The organism is Mesorhizobium sp. GW821-FHT07A06 (assembly GCF_059419085.1).
The window spans coordinates 565,183-582,139 of sequence record NZ_JBWKRC010000001.1 but is presented as its reverse complement, the minus strand read 5'-3'; the positions used below and the strand labels follow the sequence as shown (position 1 = coordinate 582,139).

General features: G+C 63.1%; 13 protein-coding genes. 5 read left to right on the top strand and 8 right to left on the bottom strand.

Going from position 1 to position 16,957, the window contains the following annotated elements:
* Nucleotides 1-125: 125 nt before the first annotated feature.
* Nucleotides 126-680 (bottom strand): 16S rRNA (guanine(966)-N(2))-methyltransferase RsmD, encoded by a 555-nt coding sequence (gene rsmD / locus AC07SZ_RS02845; protein ID WP_056562902.1) that lies wholly within the window; start codon nucleotides 678-680, stop codon nucleotides 126-128.
* Complete coding sequence (locus AC07SZ_RS02840) at nucleotides 677-2,662, bottom strand: pseudouridine synthase (RefSeq protein ID WP_494913156.1); 1,986 nt, start codon at nucleotides 2,660-2,662, stop codon at nucleotides 677-679. Before AC07SZ_RS02840 ends, rsmD begins: the two co-directional genes overlap by 4 nt.
* Before the next feature lie 241 nt (nucleotides 2,663-2,903).
* On the opposite strand from AC07SZ_RS02840, the gene AC07SZ_RS02835 reads away from it, so the two are divergent.
* Complete coding sequence (locus AC07SZ_RS02835; protein ID WP_172374053.1) at nucleotides 2,904-3,353, top strand: nucleoside deaminase; 450 nt, start codon at nucleotides 2,904-2,906, stop codon at nucleotides 3,351-3,353.
* Nucleotides 3,354-3,387: 34 nt separating this feature from the next.
* Here the strand turns inward: AC07SZ_RS02835 and AC07SZ_RS02830 are convergent, their stop codons facing one another.
* The 3 genes from AC07SZ_RS02830 to AC07SZ_RS02820 form a co-directional block, all read right to left on the bottom strand.
* Nucleotides 3,388-4,065 carry a metal ABC transporter substrate-binding protein gene (locus AC07SZ_RS02830; RefSeq protein WP_081294697.1) on the bottom strand — a complete coding sequence of 226 codons (678 nt, stop codon included), beginning with the start codon at nucleotides 4,063-4,065 and terminating at the stop codon, nucleotides 3,388-3,390.
* A 283-nt stretch (nucleotides 4,066-4,348) separates the two neighbouring features.
* On the bottom strand, nucleotides 4,349-7,345 hold the full coding sequence (ileS, locus tag AC07SZ_RS02825; protein ID WP_056562908.1) for an isoleucine--tRNA ligase: 2,997 nt from the start codon (nucleotides 7,343-7,345) through the stop codon (nucleotides 4,349-4,351).
* Between the two features lie 287 nt (nucleotides 7,346-7,632).
* The gene (locus AC07SZ_RS02820; RefSeq protein ID WP_494913155.1) at nucleotides 7,633-8,445 is read right to left on the bottom strand and encodes a MipA/OmpV family protein; all 813 of its coding nucleotides are present in this window, start codon (nucleotides 8,443-8,445) and stop codon (nucleotides 7,633-7,635) included.
* A 188-nt stretch (nucleotides 8,446-8,633) separates the two neighbouring features.
* Between AC07SZ_RS02820 and AC07SZ_RS02815 the strand changes: the two genes are divergently transcribed.
* Nucleotides 8,634-9,188 carry an HdeD family acid-resistance protein gene (locus AC07SZ_RS02815; RefSeq protein WP_056562914.1) on the top strand — a complete coding sequence of 185 codons (555 nt, stop codon included), beginning with the start codon at nucleotides 8,634-8,636 and terminating at the stop codon, nucleotides 9,186-9,188.
* A 77-nt stretch (nucleotides 9,189-9,265) separates the two neighbouring features.
* Here AC07SZ_RS02815 and AC07SZ_RS02810 read toward each other — a convergent pair whose 3' ends face one another.
* Nucleotides 9,266-10,246 carry a bifunctional riboflavin kinase/FAD synthetase gene (locus AC07SZ_RS02810; RefSeq protein ID WP_172374055.1) on the bottom strand — a complete coding sequence of 327 codons (981 nt, stop codon included), beginning with the start codon at nucleotides 10,244-10,246 and terminating at the stop codon, nucleotides 9,266-9,268.
* A gap of 6 nt (nucleotides 10,247-10,252) precedes the next feature.
* Nucleotides 10,253-11,113: a TIGR01459 family HAD-type hydrolase gene (locus AC07SZ_RS02805; RefSeq protein WP_494913154.1), complete on the bottom strand. Its 861-nt coding sequence runs from the start codon at nucleotides 11,111-11,113 to the stop codon at nucleotides 10,253-10,255.
* Nucleotides 11,114-11,476: 363 nt separating this feature from the next.
* On the opposite strand from AC07SZ_RS02805, the gene AC07SZ_RS02800 reads away from it, so the two are divergent.
* Both AC07SZ_RS02800 and AC07SZ_RS02795 read left to right on the top strand, forming a co-directional pair.
* The gene (locus tag AC07SZ_RS02800) at nucleotides 11,477-13,462 is read left to right on the top strand and encodes a TadE/TadG family type IV pilus assembly protein (protein WP_494913153.1); all 1,986 of its coding nucleotides are present in this window, start codon (nucleotides 11,477-11,479) and stop codon (nucleotides 13,460-13,462) included.
* A gap of 139 nt (nucleotides 13,463-13,601) precedes the next feature.
* Complete coding sequence (locus AC07SZ_RS02795; protein WP_056562922.1) at nucleotides 13,602-14,234, top strand: LysE family translocator; 633 nt, start codon at nucleotides 13,602-13,604, stop codon at nucleotides 14,232-14,234.
* A 47-nt stretch (nucleotides 14,235-14,281) separates the two neighbouring features.
* Here the strand turns inward: AC07SZ_RS02795 and AC07SZ_RS02790 are convergent, their stop codons facing one another.
* Entirely contained in the window at nucleotides 14,282-15,106 is an 825-nt protein-coding gene (locus AC07SZ_RS02790) for a DUF2189 domain-containing protein (RefSeq protein WP_056565478.1), read from the bottom strand.
* Between the two features lie 294 nt (nucleotides 15,107-15,400).
* On the opposite strand from AC07SZ_RS02790, the gene AC07SZ_RS02785 reads away from it, so the two are divergent.
* Nucleotides 15,401-16,624, top strand: a complete 1,224-nt coding sequence (locus tag AC07SZ_RS02785; RefSeq protein WP_056562925.1) for a TadE/TadG family type IV pilus assembly protein — start codon at nucleotides 15,401-15,403, stop codon at nucleotides 16,622-16,624.
* The last annotated feature ends 333 nt before the right edge of the window (nucleotides 16,625-16,957 follow it).

The window sequence follows — 16,957 nt, the reverse complement described above, 5'->3', positions numbered from 1 at the left end:
TGGCTCCGGTTGTCATGACGGGACGATAGGCGGGGTTGCCAGCCGAGGCAAAGCGAATTTGTTCGTCATTTTGAAGGCGCCCGGCCTACCGTTTGACTTCGGAAGGGATCGCGAACGCGGGCGTATCATTCAGCCTCGATGAAACGGATCACGGTTTCACCGTAATTGCGCTCATCCAGCACGGAAAAGCCCGGGCCTGGTTCGAAGGGAACCGCCGCCGTCTCCTCGACCACGCACAGCGCGCCGGGGCGCAGCCAGCCGCCGGCTTTCGCCGACCGCAAGGCAAGCTCGCCAAGGCCCTTGCCGTAGGGCGGGTCGGCGAAGACGAGGCCAAACGGCGCCAGCGTGCCCGCCTCGCCAAGACCTGTCGCATCGCGACGAAAAATCTTGGTGCGGCCAGTCAGGCCGAAGGCCTCGACATTGTCGCGGATCAGGCCACGGCCTTCGGCCGATTCCTCGATGAAGACACCATAGGATGCCCCGCGCGACAACGCCTCCAGACCGAGCGCACCGGTTCCGGCGAACAGGTCGAGCACACGCGCGCCGTCCAATTGTTCGGCAAAACGATGCGCCAGCACGTTGAAGACGGCCTCGCGGGTGCGGTCGGTCGTCGGGCGGATGGCGCTGCTGCGAGGCGTCGCCAGCGGACGCCCACGAAACTCACCGCCGACGATTCTCATCGTGTCCGGGGACCCTTGGGGCCGCCGCGCGGCCGCTCACCGCCGCCGGCGCCGCCAGGACGCTCGCCGCGCGGCTTGCCGAACGGCTTGGCGCCTGCCGGTTTTCCGCCGGGTTTGCCATAGGACGGTTTGAACGACGCCTTGCGCGCCTTGGCGTCGGCCGCCTTGGCGGCATCGGCTTCCGCCCTGCCCTTGCCGATCGGCCGGGCACCAGGCGCCATCCAGACATTGGCCTTGCGCTGGCCGGGCGGCTCGATCGGCCGCTGCTCGCGTTCGGATTTCTTGCCGCCACGAGGTTTGTCGCCGAAGCCACCGCGCGGCTTGTCGCCAAAACTGCCGCGTGGCTTGTCACCAAAGCCACCACGCTCTGGCCTCGGACCGCGCTCGCCAAAGCTCTTTTCCGGCCTCTCGCTTCTGTCGGGGCTTGTCGACAGTTTGCCGAGCGCCTCGTCGCGGCTGCCTTCCCGGCGCTTGCGGTTCTTGATCAGCCCGCCCTCGCCGATCGGCCGGCGCTCGCCATCACGCGTGAATTTCGGCCGTTCGGGTTCCGGCTCGCGAACCTCAGTGCGCCGCACCGGCTTGTTGGAGAAGGGCTTTGTTATCTCGGCATCGAAATTGGCGCCGGATTCCTCCACCAGGCGTTCGCCAAGCTGGTCGCGCAACACGCGGCCCTTGATCTCCAGCACATGGCCTTCGGGAAGGTCCTCGAGCTGGAACGGGCCGTAGGAGATGCGGATCAGCCGCGTCACGTCGAGGCCGAGCGCGCCGAGGATGTTCTTCACTTCCCGGTTCTTGCCTTCGCGCAGGCCGATCGTCAGCCAGGCATTTGAGCCCTGCTCGCGGTCGAGGCTGGCTTCGATGGCGCCATAGAACACGCCGTCGACGGCAATGCCTTCGCGCAGCCCGGCAAGCGCGCTTTCCTCGACCTTGCCGTGGACGCGCACGCGGTAGCGGCGCAGCCAGCCGGTGGCCGGCAGTTCGAGCACGCGCGACAGGCCACCATCGTTGGTGAGCAGCAGCAGGCCTTCGGTGTTGATGTCGAGCCGGCCAATGGTCATCAGCCGTGGCAATTCGGCCGGCAGCACGTCGAAGACGGTCTTGCGGCCCTCGGGATCGCGGTTGGTGGTGACGACGCCAGCCGGCTTGTGAAAAAGGAACAGGCGTGTGCGTTCGATCGGCGGGATTTCCATGCCGTCGAGATGAATGATGTCGCCTGGCATGACATTGAACGCCGGCGATGTCAGCGCCCGGCCATTGACCTTGACGCGGCCGGCGGCGATCAGCTCCTCGGCATCGCGGCGCGAGGCAAGCCCGGCGCGCGCCAGCCGCTTGGCGATGCGTTCGCCGGCCTCTTCCGTGGCTTCGGCGGACCGTGGTCGCGGCTTGAAGCCACCTGATGCCCCTTGCGGCCGATCACCGAAGTCGCGCTTGGGACGATCGCTGAAGTCGCGCTTCGGACGGTCGGAAAAGTCACGCTTCGGACGATCGCCGAAATCACGCTTGGGGCGATCGAAACGCTTTTCGCCGCCCTCTGCTGAAGCGGCAACAGGACGGTCGCCACGCGGCGCGTAGGGTTTGCGTGGCCCTTCACGTTTTTCATACGGCTTGCGTTCGCCATCGGCCGCCGTCGGACGGTCGCCGCGTGGCGCATAAGGCTTGCGCGGTCCTTCACGCTTCTCATACGGCTTGCGCTCGCCTTCAGCCGCCATTGGCCGGTCGCCGCGCGGCGCGTAGGGCTTGCGTGGCCCTTCGCGCTTCTCATACGGCTTGCCCGCAGGGCGCGGCCCCTTGCTGAATGGCTTGTCGCCGCCCTTGAAGTCGCGCTTCGGGCGCTCGCCCTCGGTGGCCATCGGACGATCGCCGCGCGGCGCGTAGGGTTTCTTGGCGCCGAAGGATGGCTTGCCGCCCCTGTCGCCTCGCGGAGCCGCGGGTTTCTTGCCCGGACCTTTTTGGCGCGGAGATTTCTTGTCGTTGTCGTCCATGTGGCCTTCGTCCGTTTGCGCTGCTACATCGTGGCGCATCCTTTCGGGCGCGCAACGAACGCTGTAGCACTTTGATTTGGCGCATGATCTTTTCTGAAAATCGAGTCCGATTTTCAGGCCGATGCGCTCAATAACAGGATCATCAGAGTTTGTCAGGGAAAAGTGGAGGCCGGTATTTCCGGCAAGGCGAACGAAAATCAAAAGCTTGGCGTGGCGAGGAGATAATCGGAATGGAAACCGCGTGAAGCGGCCGGATTTCATGGCGGCGGCGCTGAAGGAGGCCGAAGCGGCAGCCTTGCGCGGCGAAGTGCCGGTCGGCGCCGTCATCGCCACGGGCAACACAATCGTGGCCAGTGCCGGCAACCGTACCCGCGAGCTGGCGGACCCGACGGCGCATGCCGAGATGCTGGTCATCCGCGAAGCGTGTGGGAAACTCTCAAGCGAGCGGCTTACCGGCCACGATCTCTATGTGACGCTGGAACCTTGCGCCATGTGCGCCGGCGCCATTTCCTTCGCCAGGCTGCGCCGTCTCTATTTCGGCGCCGAGGACGAAAAGGGCGGTGCTGTCGTCAACGGCGTGCGCTTCTTCGCCTCCCCGACGTGTCACCACACGCCCGACATCTATCCGGGTATGGCAGAGACCGAAGCGGCCCTGCTGCTCAAGGAATTTTTCAGGGAACGCCGCGACTGATGCCATGCCACCGAAAAGGCAGCGCGGGCCGTTCTTAGAGCGACGGCAGCCAATCGAACCAGCCGCCCTTCTTGCCTTCCGCCTGTTTCTTCAAACGGCGTTCCTTCTTGTATTCGTCCTCGCCGAGTTCGTTCTGTGGCGCGGTGTCCGATGCGACACGGTAGGCCAAGGGCGGCTCGCTCAAATACTTGCGCGTGTTCGGATCGCCCTGCTTGCTCACGGCGAGACGGCGCTGGATTTCAGCGGCGCGACCCTTGTCGGAGTCAGCGGGCGACCAAGCCGGCGGGTGGCTGGAACCAGACTCTGCCATAGCCTTTTTAACCGAAGCCGGATCCGTCTGCACGTCGTCAACGATCTCGGCCTGGTAGTTCGGATCATTCTGGTGGGCGGTGGCGTCGGCGCGCAAGCGCGCACGGCGCTGCTCGGGCGATTCGGGCCATTCGGCGCTTGCCGTCTCGATGCTGTCCTGCGGTGCAGGCAGGGCTTCCTTCTGTCCGGGAGCGGGCTTTACCAGGGTGGGGCGCGGCTTGTAGTCGATCGGATCCCTGCGCTTCGGCGCGAAGGAAACGGCGCCGGTGAGATCGCCGGCGAGCTGTTCGGCGGCAGTCTTGTCGGTGCCGTAGGTCGGAGAGCCCATGCAGCCGGACAAAGCGAGGCCCGATGCGACAAGCGGCGCCAGCAGCGCGAGGCGCGCATTATATCTCTCGGTCATGCCAAAAAGTCCCACTCTAGACAGCCTCTCGATCGCCACCGGTCTTGATGTCCGGCCCCCATCGTCCAAGCACTTGCGACGGAAATCCGGCGACAATTTGTCTTCCGGAGTTTCGCGTGTTTACCTCAACCGCTCGTTAAGGGCAACGCACGGGCGGATCCGCGCCGCCCGGCGTGGCATTTGTGCACCGATATGCCGCGCATTCCGGCTACGCCTGCCGTGATCCCAAAACCGCGGCACGCCCTCGGGCCAGGCCCGAGGGCGTGGTTTCGGGCGACATGCGTCAAAGCCGGCCGAGCGCCTGCAGTTCATGCAGCACGGCAGCGTCGCGCGCCGAGACATCGGGAAATGCAGGATCCTGGCCGACATCGGCCGTGTAGCGCCAGGAACGCGCGCATTTGACCAGACCGCGATCCTCGGCCTTCTCGACCACCACGGCGACGCCCTTGACGTCGTCGAGCGTGAAGGCACCTTCCGGCGCCTGGCCATGGGCAATGACGAGATCGCTGGTGATCGCCATCTCTGCCATGTCGACGTCCGAAATGGCCGCCTCAAGCGCCGCGTCGTTGATCGTGACCACCGGCACTGCCTCGAGCGAGGAGCCGATCACTTTCTGCGCCCGCGCGATCTCCAGCGCGCCGGTGACGACACGGCGGACCTGCCGCACCTTGCGCCATTTTTCCGCCAGCGCGTCATTCTTCCAATCCGCCGGGATTTCCGGGAACTGGTCGAGATGCAACGAAACGGCATCGGGATGGCGGTCGAGCCAGGCCTCTTCCATGGTGAAGGGCAGCATCGGCGCCAGCCATTTCACCAGGCAGTCGAAGAGATGGCGCACCACCTGCACCGAGGCCTTGCGCTTCACGCTCGACGGCGCGTCGCAGTAGAGCGCGTCCTTGCGGATGTCGAAATAGAAGGCCGACAGTTCGACCACCATGAAATCGAGTAATGCGCGGGTGATGCGTTTGAATTCAAAGGCGTCGTAGCCTTGGCGCACCACCTCGTCCAGCTCGGCCAGCCGATGCAGCATCAGCCGTTCGAGCTCCGGCATTTCAACCAGCGGGACCGTCTCGCCATCGTCATGGGCGAGCGTGCCCAGCATCCAGCGAATGGTGTTGCGCAGTTTGCGGTAGGCGTCGATGTTGGTCTGCAGCACGTTCTTGCCGAGCCGCTGGTCTTCCCAATAATCGGTCGTCACCACCCACAGGCGCAGAATGTCGGCGCCGGATTGCTTGATCACGTCCTGCGGCACCACGGTGTTGCCGAGCGATTTCGACATCTTGCGTCCGTCCTCGTCCATGGTGAAGCCATGGGTGACGACGGTGTCGTAAGGCGCCCTGCCCCTGGTGCCGCAGCTTTCGAGCAGCGAGGAGTGGAACCAGCCGCGATGCTGGTCGGAACCTTCGAGATAGACGTCGGCCGGCCATTTCAGGTCGGGACGATCCTCGAGCGTGAAGACGTGCGTCGAGCCCGAATCGAACCAGACGTCGAGGATGTCCATCACCTGCTTCCAACGGGAGGCGTCGTGGTTGCCGAGGAAGCGTTCCTTGGCGCCGGCGGCGAACCAGGCGTCGGCGCCTTCCTTCTCGAAGGCATCCATGATGCGCTGGTTGACCGCCTCGTCCTTCAGGACGTTGCCGTCCTCATCGGCGAATACGGCGATCGGCACACCCCAGGCGCGCTGGCGCGACAGCACCCAGTCGGGGCGCTCCTCGATCATGGCACGGATGCGATTCTGGCCGGCAGCCGGCACGAAGCGGGTGTCGTCGATGGCCTTCAACGCGCGGCTGCGCAGAGTCGTGCCGTCGCCGAGGTCCTTGTCCATGTAGACGAACCATTGCGGCGTGTTGCGGAAGATGACCGGCTTCTTCGACCGCCAGGAATGCGGATAGGAATGCTTCAGGCGGCCGCGCGCGAACAAGGCGTTGCGCTTGATCAGCTCGTCGATGACCGCCTGGTTGGCGTTGCCCTTCTTGCCATTGTCGTCGATGACGCGTGCCGGCCCACCTTCGCGGTCCGGGCCGAAGCCCGGCGCGTCCTTGGTCAGGAAGCCGGCGTCGTCGACGGTAAACGGGATCGCGGTATCGATGCCGCGCGCACGCAGTCCGGGCGCCGCGTCCATCCAGGCGTCGAAATCCTCGCGACCGTGGCCGGGTGCCGTGTGGACGAAACCGGTGCCGGCATCATCGGTGACATGGTCCCCGGCAAGCATCGGCACGGGGAACTCGTAGCCGCCGCCGAGGCCCTTGAAGGGGTGCGAAAGCACAAGATTTCCAAGCTGTTCGGTGCCGATGCCGTGAAGGCGCTTCAAGGTTACCTTGGCCTTGGCCTGGCTTTCCTCGGCCAGGGCGTCGGCAAAGATCAGCTTCTCACCCGGTTGCGGACCGAACGCATTCTCGGCCGCTGTCACCTCGTAGAGCCCGTAGGCGACGCGCGGCGAATAGTTGACGGCGCGATTGCCCGGGATGGTCCAAGGCGTCGTCGTCCAGATCACGACATGGGCATCCAGCAAATCCAGCGACCGCCCGCTCAGATCCGGATTGAGTTCCGCCGGCTGCCCGTCCACGACACTGGCAACGACGAGATTGGCGACGGGGAACTTCACCCAGATCGTGTCGGACTCGTAGTCCTGGTATTCGATCTCGGCCTCGGCCAATGCGGTGCGCTCGACGACGCTCCACATCACCGGCTTCGAGCCGCGATAGAGCTGGCCCGACATGGCAAATTTCAACAACTCGCCGGCGATGCGCGACTCGGCATGGAAGGCCATCGTCGTATAGGGGTTCTTGAAGTCGCCGACGACGCCGAGCCGCTGGAACTCTCCACCCTGCACAGAGATCCAGTGCGCGGCGAATTCGCGGCATTCCTGGCGGAATTCGTTGACCGGCACCTCGTCCTTGTTCTTGCCCTTGGCGCGGTACTGCTCCTCGATCTTCCACTCGATGGGAAGGCCGTGGCAGTCCCAGCCGGGAACGTAGTTCGAGTCATAGCCGCGCATCTGGAACGAGCGGGTGATGACGTCCTTGAGGATCTTGTTCAGCGCATGGCCGATATGGATGTTGCCGTTTGCGTAGGGCGGGCCGTCATGCAGTACGTATTTCGTGCGGCCGGCGGCACTCTCACGCAGCTTGGCGTAGAGGTCCATGTCCTGCCAGCGCTTGACCAGCACCGGCTCCTTCTCGGGCAAGCCGGCGCGCATCGGGAAATCCGTCTGCGGCAGATAAAGCGTCTTGGAATAGTCGATCGTCTCGGCCTTGTCGGCGGTAGGGGTATCGGTCATTGATCTGCCATCTCAATTGCCCGGCGGCGGGAAAGCCCCGGGGCTTGAAGTCTTGGTTGATGCACATCCGTTTCCCAAAACCGGACCCACTTTTGGGCGATATGCGTCGATGTTCTGGAAAAACGCGAGGGTGCGCGCAAAAGTCCCGGCGGCTCCGGCGGCGCTCAGGCCGCCCGGAACACCGGGCCGGTAATTCGTATCGTCAGCACACGAAGGCGCGAAAAGCTCGTCATTGGTGGGCTTTTAGCGGAGATAGGCGCAGGAATAAAGCGTCTCGTTCAATTCGCCTACATCTTGAAGTCGAAGCGATAGGTGGTCGACACACCGACCATGAACTGGTTGCGGTCGCCGCGCTCCCTGACCAGGCTGGAATCGGCCGCCGGACCTTCCAGGCGCGAATATTCGCCGAACAGGCTGGCGGTCATCGGATCGGTCACCTTCCAGGTCACCGCACCGCCGAGGCCGACGGATTTCAGGCCGCCACTAGGATTATACTGGCTCAGGCCCGAGGCCACGGCTTCCTGCGCGTTGACCCCATAATAGGCGTCGAAATACTTGGCCGAGGCAAAGGACACGCGCGGGCCACCCGAAATCCTGACGGTTGGCGTCACATCGTAGAAGGCGTCGGCGGCGATATCGGCGACAAAGCCATTATGGGCACGGATGCCGTGCCGCAATTCGGCGCGCGCGCGCATCCAGTCCATCGGATAGAATTCGAAAAAGCCACCGACTTCACCACCCCAACGGACCGGATCGAGGCCCTTGAGTTCGTCGGCATCGCCGTCGTCGCGCGAAAACAGGAACTTGCCGGTCAAACCGGCGCGAACGCCGCCATCGTCGACGAGCGCCAGCGAAATGTTGTCGTTGCGCGAGGTGAAGCGTGCCTGGGGACCGGCCTTGCCCAATGAGATGATGGGCTGGGCGCTAAGCATGTATTTCTTGCCGCCCTCGAAATTCGGCGCAACCATGCCAGTGGCGCCAACCGTCAGATACCAGTCGCCGGACAGCCAGCCCAAAGCGCCGTCGCCGGCCTCAGCCGCGCCCGACGTGGCCAGCATGACGGTAGCCAAGGCTGCAGAAATCTTTCCGAACGGACTCATGGCTACTCCACTAACACGATACAACTGTCCTTCTGAGACAGCTTTGACGAGGCTTTGGTAAAATTTGATTTAAAGCAGAGACATAAGCCTCGCATTGCTTGCATCCCCCTGTCCGCCCTCGGCTGGACGCGGATCGGCCCCAGGGGTAACTTCGTTTTATTCTGGCAGTCCTCAAGGGAGGTGGCGACATGACACTGCACGGCGATACACTGAAGAACGCGATCGGCCAGACGCGAGCAAAGTGGGGATGGTTTGTCGGTCTGGGCGTATTGCTGCTGATCCTCGGCGGCATTGCCTTCGGCAATTTGTTCATCGCCACGGTGGCTTCCGTCTACGTCGTCGGCTGGCTGATGCTGGTGGCCGGCATCATCGAGATCATGCATGCTTTCGGGGTCAAGACCTGGGGGCGCTTCTTCTACTGGCTGCTGAGCGGCCTGCTATACGCGGTCGCCGGGTTTTTCGCTTTCGACAACCCGCTGCTTGCCTCGGCGGTGCTGACCTTCCTGCTGGCCGTCGCGCTCGTCGCGTCCGGCGCGCTGCGGGCCTGGGTCGGCTACAGTCACCGTCCGGAACAGGGCTGGGGCTGGATCGTCGCGGCAGGCGCCATCAGCGTGCTTGCCGGCCTGATCATCGCCATGGGTTGGCCGGTCAACAGCGTGTGGGTGCTCGGACTGTTCCTGGCGATCGACCTGATCTTCCAGGGCTGGACCTTCATCGCCGTCGGCCTGGCGCTGAAAAAGTAAAGTAGAGCCTTACCCCCGCACGGTCTCGTGCGAAAACCGATCCGACGGGGCGGATATCCGGTTCGGGATAGCGCTTTTCAAAAAGCGATGGCGGCGTCGAGTTGTGAAAGCGGCTTGACGCCGGCAAGCAGCGCCCTCGCCTCGGCTTCGTCCCTCTTCATCTGCACGACCAGCGCGTCGAGCCCGTCGAATTTGATCTCGCTGCGCAGGAAGCCGAAGAACGAGACCTCGCAGGTCTCGCCATAGAGATCGCCGAAAAAATCGAAGACGAAGGTCTCCAGAAGCGGTGCGCCATTGTCGTCGACGGTCGGGCGGCGGCCGAAGCTGGCGACGCCATCGTGCAACGTGCCGTCGGCGCGCCGAAAGCGGACGGCGTAGATCCCTTCCCTGAGGGTGGCTTCCGCGGGAAGCCGCATATTCGCGGTCGGAAAGCCGAGCGTTCGGCCGAGCTGCTGGCCACCGACCACCTCGCTTTCGACCGTGAAGCGGTAGCCGAGCAGACCGGCGGCCTCGGCCACCTCGCCATCGCAGAGCAAGCCCCGAATCCGGCTTGACGAGACCACCTCGGCGCCCTCGTCGCGAAAAGCGTCGACGAGCGTGACGCCAAAGCCATGGCGTTCGCCGGCTGCCATCAGATAGGCCGGTCCGCCCTGGCGGTCCTTGCCGAAATGGAAATCGAAACCGGTCACGGCATGGGTGATGCCGAGCGTCCTCTCCAGCACCTCGGTGACGAAAGCTTCCGCCGACAGCGAGGCGAAGTCGCGCGTGAACGGCTGCTCGACGAGCGCGGCAAAGCCGAGCAACGACAGAAGGCGCGCCTTCATCGGCGGCGGGGTCAGCACAAACAACGGTATGTCGGGCCTGAAGACCTTGCGCGGGTGCGGCTCGAAGGTCAGCACCAGGGCCGGCACGTCACGCCGCGCAGCCTCGGCCAACGCCCGCTCGAGCACCGCCTGATGGCCACGGTGGACACCATCGAAATTGCCGATCGCGACAACGCCGCCCCGCAGATCGGCGGGCAGCGGCGCGGCTGCCGAGAGATGCTGGAAGGCCACCATTGTCACCTACTGCAGTCTGGCTATGACGGCCACCGGACGATAGCCGTGCCGTTCCAGGAAGAGTCCGAGCTTTGCCGGATCCGGCCGGGCTGCATCGCCATAGTCGCGGGCATGGATGCCGCCGGAGACATAAAGAACATCAAAACCATTGTCGGCCGCGCCCTTCACATCGGTCATCATCCCGTCGCCGATGGCCAGCACCTGCGAACGCTCAACCGGCCGCCCAAGCACCTCCGCCACTTCTTTCATCGCGACGTCGTAGATCGGCGTGTAAGGCTTTCCAGCGATCAGCGTGCGGCCGCCGAGCTGGGCATAGTCGCGCGCCAGGGCACCCGCACACCAGATGATCCGTTCGCCGCGCTCCACCATGATATCGGGATTGGCGCAGATGAACGGCAGGTTCCTGGCACGCAATCGGCGCAAAAGGTCCGTATAATCCTCAGGCTTCTCGACCTCGTCGTTGAACAACCCGGTGCAAACTACACCGGCGGCCTCGAATTCCTCGACGAGCTCGACATCGAGGCCGTCATAAAGGGTCAGGTCGCGTTCGGCGCCGATGTGGAAGATCTTGCGCGGGCCCTCCGCGATCAGGTCGCGGGTCACGTCACCCGAGGTCACCACACGGTCGTAGGCCGATGGCGGAACGCCGATCACGCTCATCTGAGCCACGACATCGGCGCTGCGGCGAGGCGAATTGGTGATAAGGACAACCGGTATACCGGCTGTCCTCGCCTCGGCAAGCGCCGCCGCGGCCGCCGGAAAATGCCATTCGCCATTGTGCATCACGCCCCAGACATCGCAAAGGATTGCCGAATAGGCTTTCGAGACGTCTTCGAGCGAGCCGACGATTTCAGGCGAATTCGCCATGCCGTTTCCTTCAGTATAAGCGTTGCGAGTGCCGCGGCCGACGGGTCGCCGCAGCGGGTTTCGAATTATCCGAACCGCTCCATGCTGTCACCAGCTTTCGCCTGGCAGCCTCGTCAATTGATCAATGAGAGTTGGCTGGATGACCATGAGCGCTCTCTTATCCGTCCTATCTGTCAGCCCAATATGCCTACGTCCTGCGTCGGCAGGCGTTTTTCTGGACGGCATCAGGGCCGTGGCCGTTGATTGGTTAGCGGTTGGTGAAGCGCCAACCAAGCAATAGAGCGGTTTCCCAAACCCGTCTTTCAGCGTTTTGTGAGAAGCTGGCGCAGACCGAAAATCCGCCGGCGGGGGCCGCTGCAAGACATGCATGAAATCTGGCGTCAGTTCCGCCGCGACCGGCGCGGCAACTATGCTCTTGTGACAGTCGTGGCGACGATACCGCTGATGGGCGGCCTGGCGATCGCGGTCGACTTCACGGAAATGAACCGTGAAAAGCAGGTGGTGACGAATGCGCTCGACGCCGCCAACTTCGCCACGGCGCGCCGGCTGACGGAAGGCGCGACGGACGACCAGCTGAAGGCCTACGCGCTCGACTTCTTCAACGCCAACCTGAACGATGTCGATCCCGCCAGCACGACCCTCAACGTCGTCTTGCCGAGCAACACCACCGGTGGCGGCCTGCTCACCATGACGGCGCAGCTTGCCTACAAGCCCTATTTCTACCCGGCCTTCGCGCAGCTTGTCGGTAAATCCGCAATCGATGCGAACCAAAGGATCAGCTTCAACGTCACCTCCCAGGTGAGGCTGAAGAACACGCTGGAAGTTGCCCTGGTGCTCGACAATTCCGGGTCGATGACCACACTCGGCACCGGCTCGGGACAAAAGCGCATCGATCTTCTCAAGACGGCGTCCAAGCAACTGGTCGACACGCTGGCCCAGCAGGCGGCCATGATCAAGCAGGTCGACAAGCCGGTGCAGTTCGGTCTCGTGCCCTTTGCCGCTTCGGTCAATGTCGGCCCCGGCAATGGCAATGCATCGTGGATGGACACAGAGGGCCTGTCCCCGGTGTCGAACGAGAATTTCGATTGGTCGACGCTGAATGCGGCCAACAAATACGCCCAGCAGACCAACGGCATCTGGTACAAGCGCGGCACCGGCTGGGGCAGCGAGGAAGGCCAGATTCTGACCCGGTTTTCGCTCTACCGGGACATGAAGGTCGTCACCAACCACGAGCGCGTCGTCAACAGCAAGCGGGTGGTTTGCGACGAATACAATTCGAACAACACCTGCAAGCGCAGCCACGACGAATATGACTACATCGACTCCTACGGGCCGTTTGCCAGCTGGCAAGGCTGCGTGGAGGCCCGGCCCTACCCCTACAATGTCAACGACACACCGGCATCCGGCGGCTCCGCCAACACCGGCATAGGCGTCGGCGATCCGGCAACGATGTTCGTGCCCATGTTCGCCCCGGACGAGCCCGGCAACCACTGGAAGCTCACCCAGGATCCCGACGAGGCGGCACCGGTGACTTATGGCGCGGTGAACAGCTGGTGGAATGACGATCCTTCGAGCAGCACCGGCCAATCGCGGCTGCGCAACATGGCCAAGTATTTCCAGCCGCGGCCGATCAATGCGCCGGCGCTGCCTGCCGGCAACGGCCCGAACTACAGCTGCACCACCAATCCAATCACGCCGCTGACCGATGTCAGCGTCACCGATGGGCTCACCTCGATCAAGGCCGCCATCGACCTGATGCAGCCGAATGGCGGCACCAATGTTCCCGAGGGCATGGCGTGGGGCTGGCGCGTGGTTTCGAGTGGCGAGCCGTTCACGCAAGGGCGGGCTGAAACCGAGAAAGGCAACGACAAAGTGGTGATCGTCCTGACCGACGGCGCCAACACCTACTATACGCCGTCCTCGCTGAGCTATTCCGATCCCGCCAACTCCAAATCGACCTATGCGTCCTATGGCTATCTCAACCCCGGCTACAACGGCACCTCGGTCGGTCGCCTGTTCATGGGCACATCGAGCGCCATCGGTCGGCTCGACTATTCGAACGGCAACTACACGAACGCGCTCAACGAGCAGATGGCAACGCTTTGCAACAACGCCAAGGCGGCCAACATCATGGTGATGACGGTGGCGCTCGACCTGTCGACGACCAAGGCCAGCGACAAGCTGGCGATCGATGCACTGAAATCCTGCTCCTCGGACTCGCGCTTCCGCAAGGATCCGGCGAACCCGAGCAAGCCTGCGAAGCTGTTCTGGAATGCGACCGGCGCCAGCCTGTCGAACGATTTCAAGGAAATCGGCAACGAACTGTCGAACCTGCGGGTGGTCGGCTAGAGCGTGTCGCGTCGAACGGCATCACGCGCGCTGGCGCAATGCCTGCGCCGCCCAAGCCCTTGCGGGCGCCCGCCGCGACAGGCAGATATTGGCCGCCCGCGGGATCCCGCTTCCATCGCGGCACGCCTGGGGACAAACAATGCCCGATACCGCCAACCATCTCGCTTTCGCGCTGGTCTGCCTCGGCATGGTGCTGACGCCAGGCCCGAACATGATCTACCTGATCTCACGCTCGCTGTCGCAAGGGCCGAAGGCCGGACTGATCTCGCTTGGCGGGGTTGCGGTCGGTTTCCTGTTCTATGTGCTTTCGGCGGCGTTCGGCATCACCGCACTGCTGCTCGCCGTGCCCTATGCTTACGATGCGTTGCGCTTTGCCGGCGTGCTCTATCTCTTGTGGTTGGCCTGGCAAGCGGTGAAACCTGGCGGACGTTCGCCATTCCAGGTGCGCGACCTGCCGAAAGACGGGCCGCGCAAGCTGTTCGCCATGGGCCTGATGACCAATCTGCTCAATCCGAAAGTGGCCGTTCTCTATCTGTCGCTGCTGCCGCAATTCATCAGCATCGGCAAAGGCCATGTCCTGTCGCAGTTGCTGGTTCTGGGCGCGACTCAGATCACCATCAGCCTGACCGTCAATGCCATCATCGCGGTGACGGCCGGTTCGATCGCCACTTTCCTTGCCGGACGGCCATTGTGGCTGGTCATCCAACGCTGGATGATGGGAGGCGTGCTGACGGCACTGGCGCTGAAGATGGCGACCGACGCGCAGCGCTGAGGCCTCCGGCACGATCCTTTCCCAAAGCCGGTTCCCACCGCCTTAGCCTACATCGGCCGGCGGATCGGCCGGACCCGCGCCGGCTCGATCACCTTGCGGTAGAGGTGCCAGGTAGCGTGACCCAGGATCGGCATGACCACGGCCAGCCCGGCGAACAGCGGGATCGAGCCGATCACCAGAAGCACGGCGACCAGCAGCCCCCACAGTGCCATCTGCAGCGGGTTGGCCATCACCGCCCGGGCCGAAGTCTCGATTGCCGAGACGGCACCGACATCACGGTCGAGCAGCAGCGGAAAGGCGATCACCGTCGTCGCCAGCACCACCACCGCAAAGACAAAACCGGCCGCGTTGCCAAGCAGAATCAACGTCCAGCCCTTGCTGGTCGTCAGCACATCGCGGACAAAAGCGCCGATGGAAGCCGGTGGCTGGTCGCCGAACAGGCTGGTGTAGATCGATTGGGCGGTGAACAGCCACAACAGGAGCAGCACAAACAACATGATGCCGATGACCGCGATCGACGGCAGCGCCGGGGAGCGGCGCACATCGAGCGCGTGGCGCCAATCCGTGTTCATGCCGAGTTCGCGCCGGCGGCTGATCTCGTAAAGCCCGATCGCGGCAAAAGGCCCGACCAGGGCAAAGCCCGACATCAATGGATAGACAAGCTGGATGGCGTTGGAGCCCGACGTCCACTGCGTCAGGATCAGGCCGACGACCGGGTAGATCAGGCACAGGAACATATAATGCGAGGGCTTGGCCCAGAAATCCTCGGCGCCGAGCTTGAGCGCGTCCCAGAGATCCGCCGCGGTGATGCGGCGCACCGCAGGCTGCACATGCATCCCGTAAGCGTCCGCCATGACATGAAAGCCGGCCATAACCATCCTCCCGTGTGTCGGGGCGGTCACCGCCGAGATGGCCGCCCGCAGCTGCCACTAGTAGATGTCGCACCATAGCCGATTTGCCAGGGCTTGTCGCGCAATCGATGACCTGGATCCGTTCCTCGTTGCGCGCATCTCTTCATGTCGCCAAATTTGGCGTGCTTTGGCAGACCTTCGCTTTGGTCAACCATTGCATCAAATTTTAGCATTTACGTATTTTAGTTATTGCTTAAATTCATCGTAGAGACCCTTGGCGTATCACTTGAGCTTACCAAGTTTGGGCGAGGGGCAATGTTGGCATTGAAAGGCTTCTGGTCTTCGCGGCGTGGCAACTTTGCCATCGCGACCGCCATAGCGATGGTGCCGATAATGGTTGTCGTGGCTGGCACGATCGACCTCACGGGCACGAGCGACGACGCCTCACAATTGCAGAGCTCGCTGGACGCGGCCGGACTTGCTGTCGGCACAAAATACCTGGCCAGCATGCCCGCGAGTGATGTCCAGGGGCTTGGGCTGACATTCTTTGCGGCCAATATGAGCGTCGCCGACCAGCAGGAATATGCGGACAGCGTCTCCGCTTTTTCGGCAACCGCCAGCGGCGGCCCGAGCGCCTACTACATCTCGCTATCGTCCAGCATCAACCGTCCGAGCTTCATCAATGGCGCGGCCCCCTGGCCGGCTTACCGCTCGGCCATGGTCAAGATGGACCCTGGTGCGCAGGCCTGTGTGCTGGCGCTCGATCCGCATGCGTCGGCGGCCGTAAGCCTGCAAGGCTCGACCAATGTCTCTATGACCAGTTGCGTGATCGCGGCGAACTCCGACGCGTCCAATGCCGTCAGCAGAGGCGGTTCCGCACAGGTTTCGGCGGGCTGCGTCTCGACTGTCGGCGGCACTTACGGGCTGTCGCCGCCCAGCGCCAATCTCACCTGCGGAGCCCCGCTCGAACATCAATATGCGTCTTTCGATCCTCTGGCGAACGTCGTCGCTCCGCCTTACACATTGTGCCTGCCGGTTCCGAACGGGAAAACCTATACGCTGTCGCCCGGAACCTATTGCGACAAGACGTTGTCGGGAAACATCACGCTCAATCCGGGCGTCTACATCATGCGTGGCGTCACCATAAAACCGGGCGGCAACGGCAGCCTGACCGGTCAGGGCGTGACCATATTTCTCATGGAAGGCTCACAGATCTACATAAATGCCAATGAACAGGTGAATCTATCCCCACCCACCAGCGGTCCCTACGCCGGCATCACCATTTTCGAGAACCGCGGCAACACATCGGCCTTGACGCTGAATGGCGGCGCAAATTCCGTGATCAGCGGGTTCGTCTATGCGCCTGACGCCGCCATTTCCTTTGCCGGCAACTCAGACATGAGCGGTCAGGGGGACTGTCTGAGGATTGTTGGCTTGACCGTGCAGATGACCGGAAACTCATCCATCAAAACCGACTGCACGGCCGTGTTTGGAAATCGCGAGATGTATGCCAGCCGGATGATCACTCTCGTGAAATGAGAGACGTCCCCCAACGCTTAACCCGACGTCTCGGCGGCACCTGCGGTAGTGAGGGCGTCGGGCCGCTCACTCGTCTCGATCGATAGGTCGGCTGTGAAAACTGAGGCGCATCAGTCTTGAGGATTTCAACGCTGTCGGCGACATATTCGTTGGGGAGACGCGCGGCAAGCAGAGCAAAATGGACGCAGCCAACTCGATGAGCGTTTTGACCCTGCGGGTCAATCCGACGACGCTGAAAGAGAGACCGGCGGCGATCAAAAAATAGCGGAACGCGGTGACCGCCGCCTGCATCAGCCCTGTGGGAATGTGTTAAAGACCTGCTTGGCCTTGCTA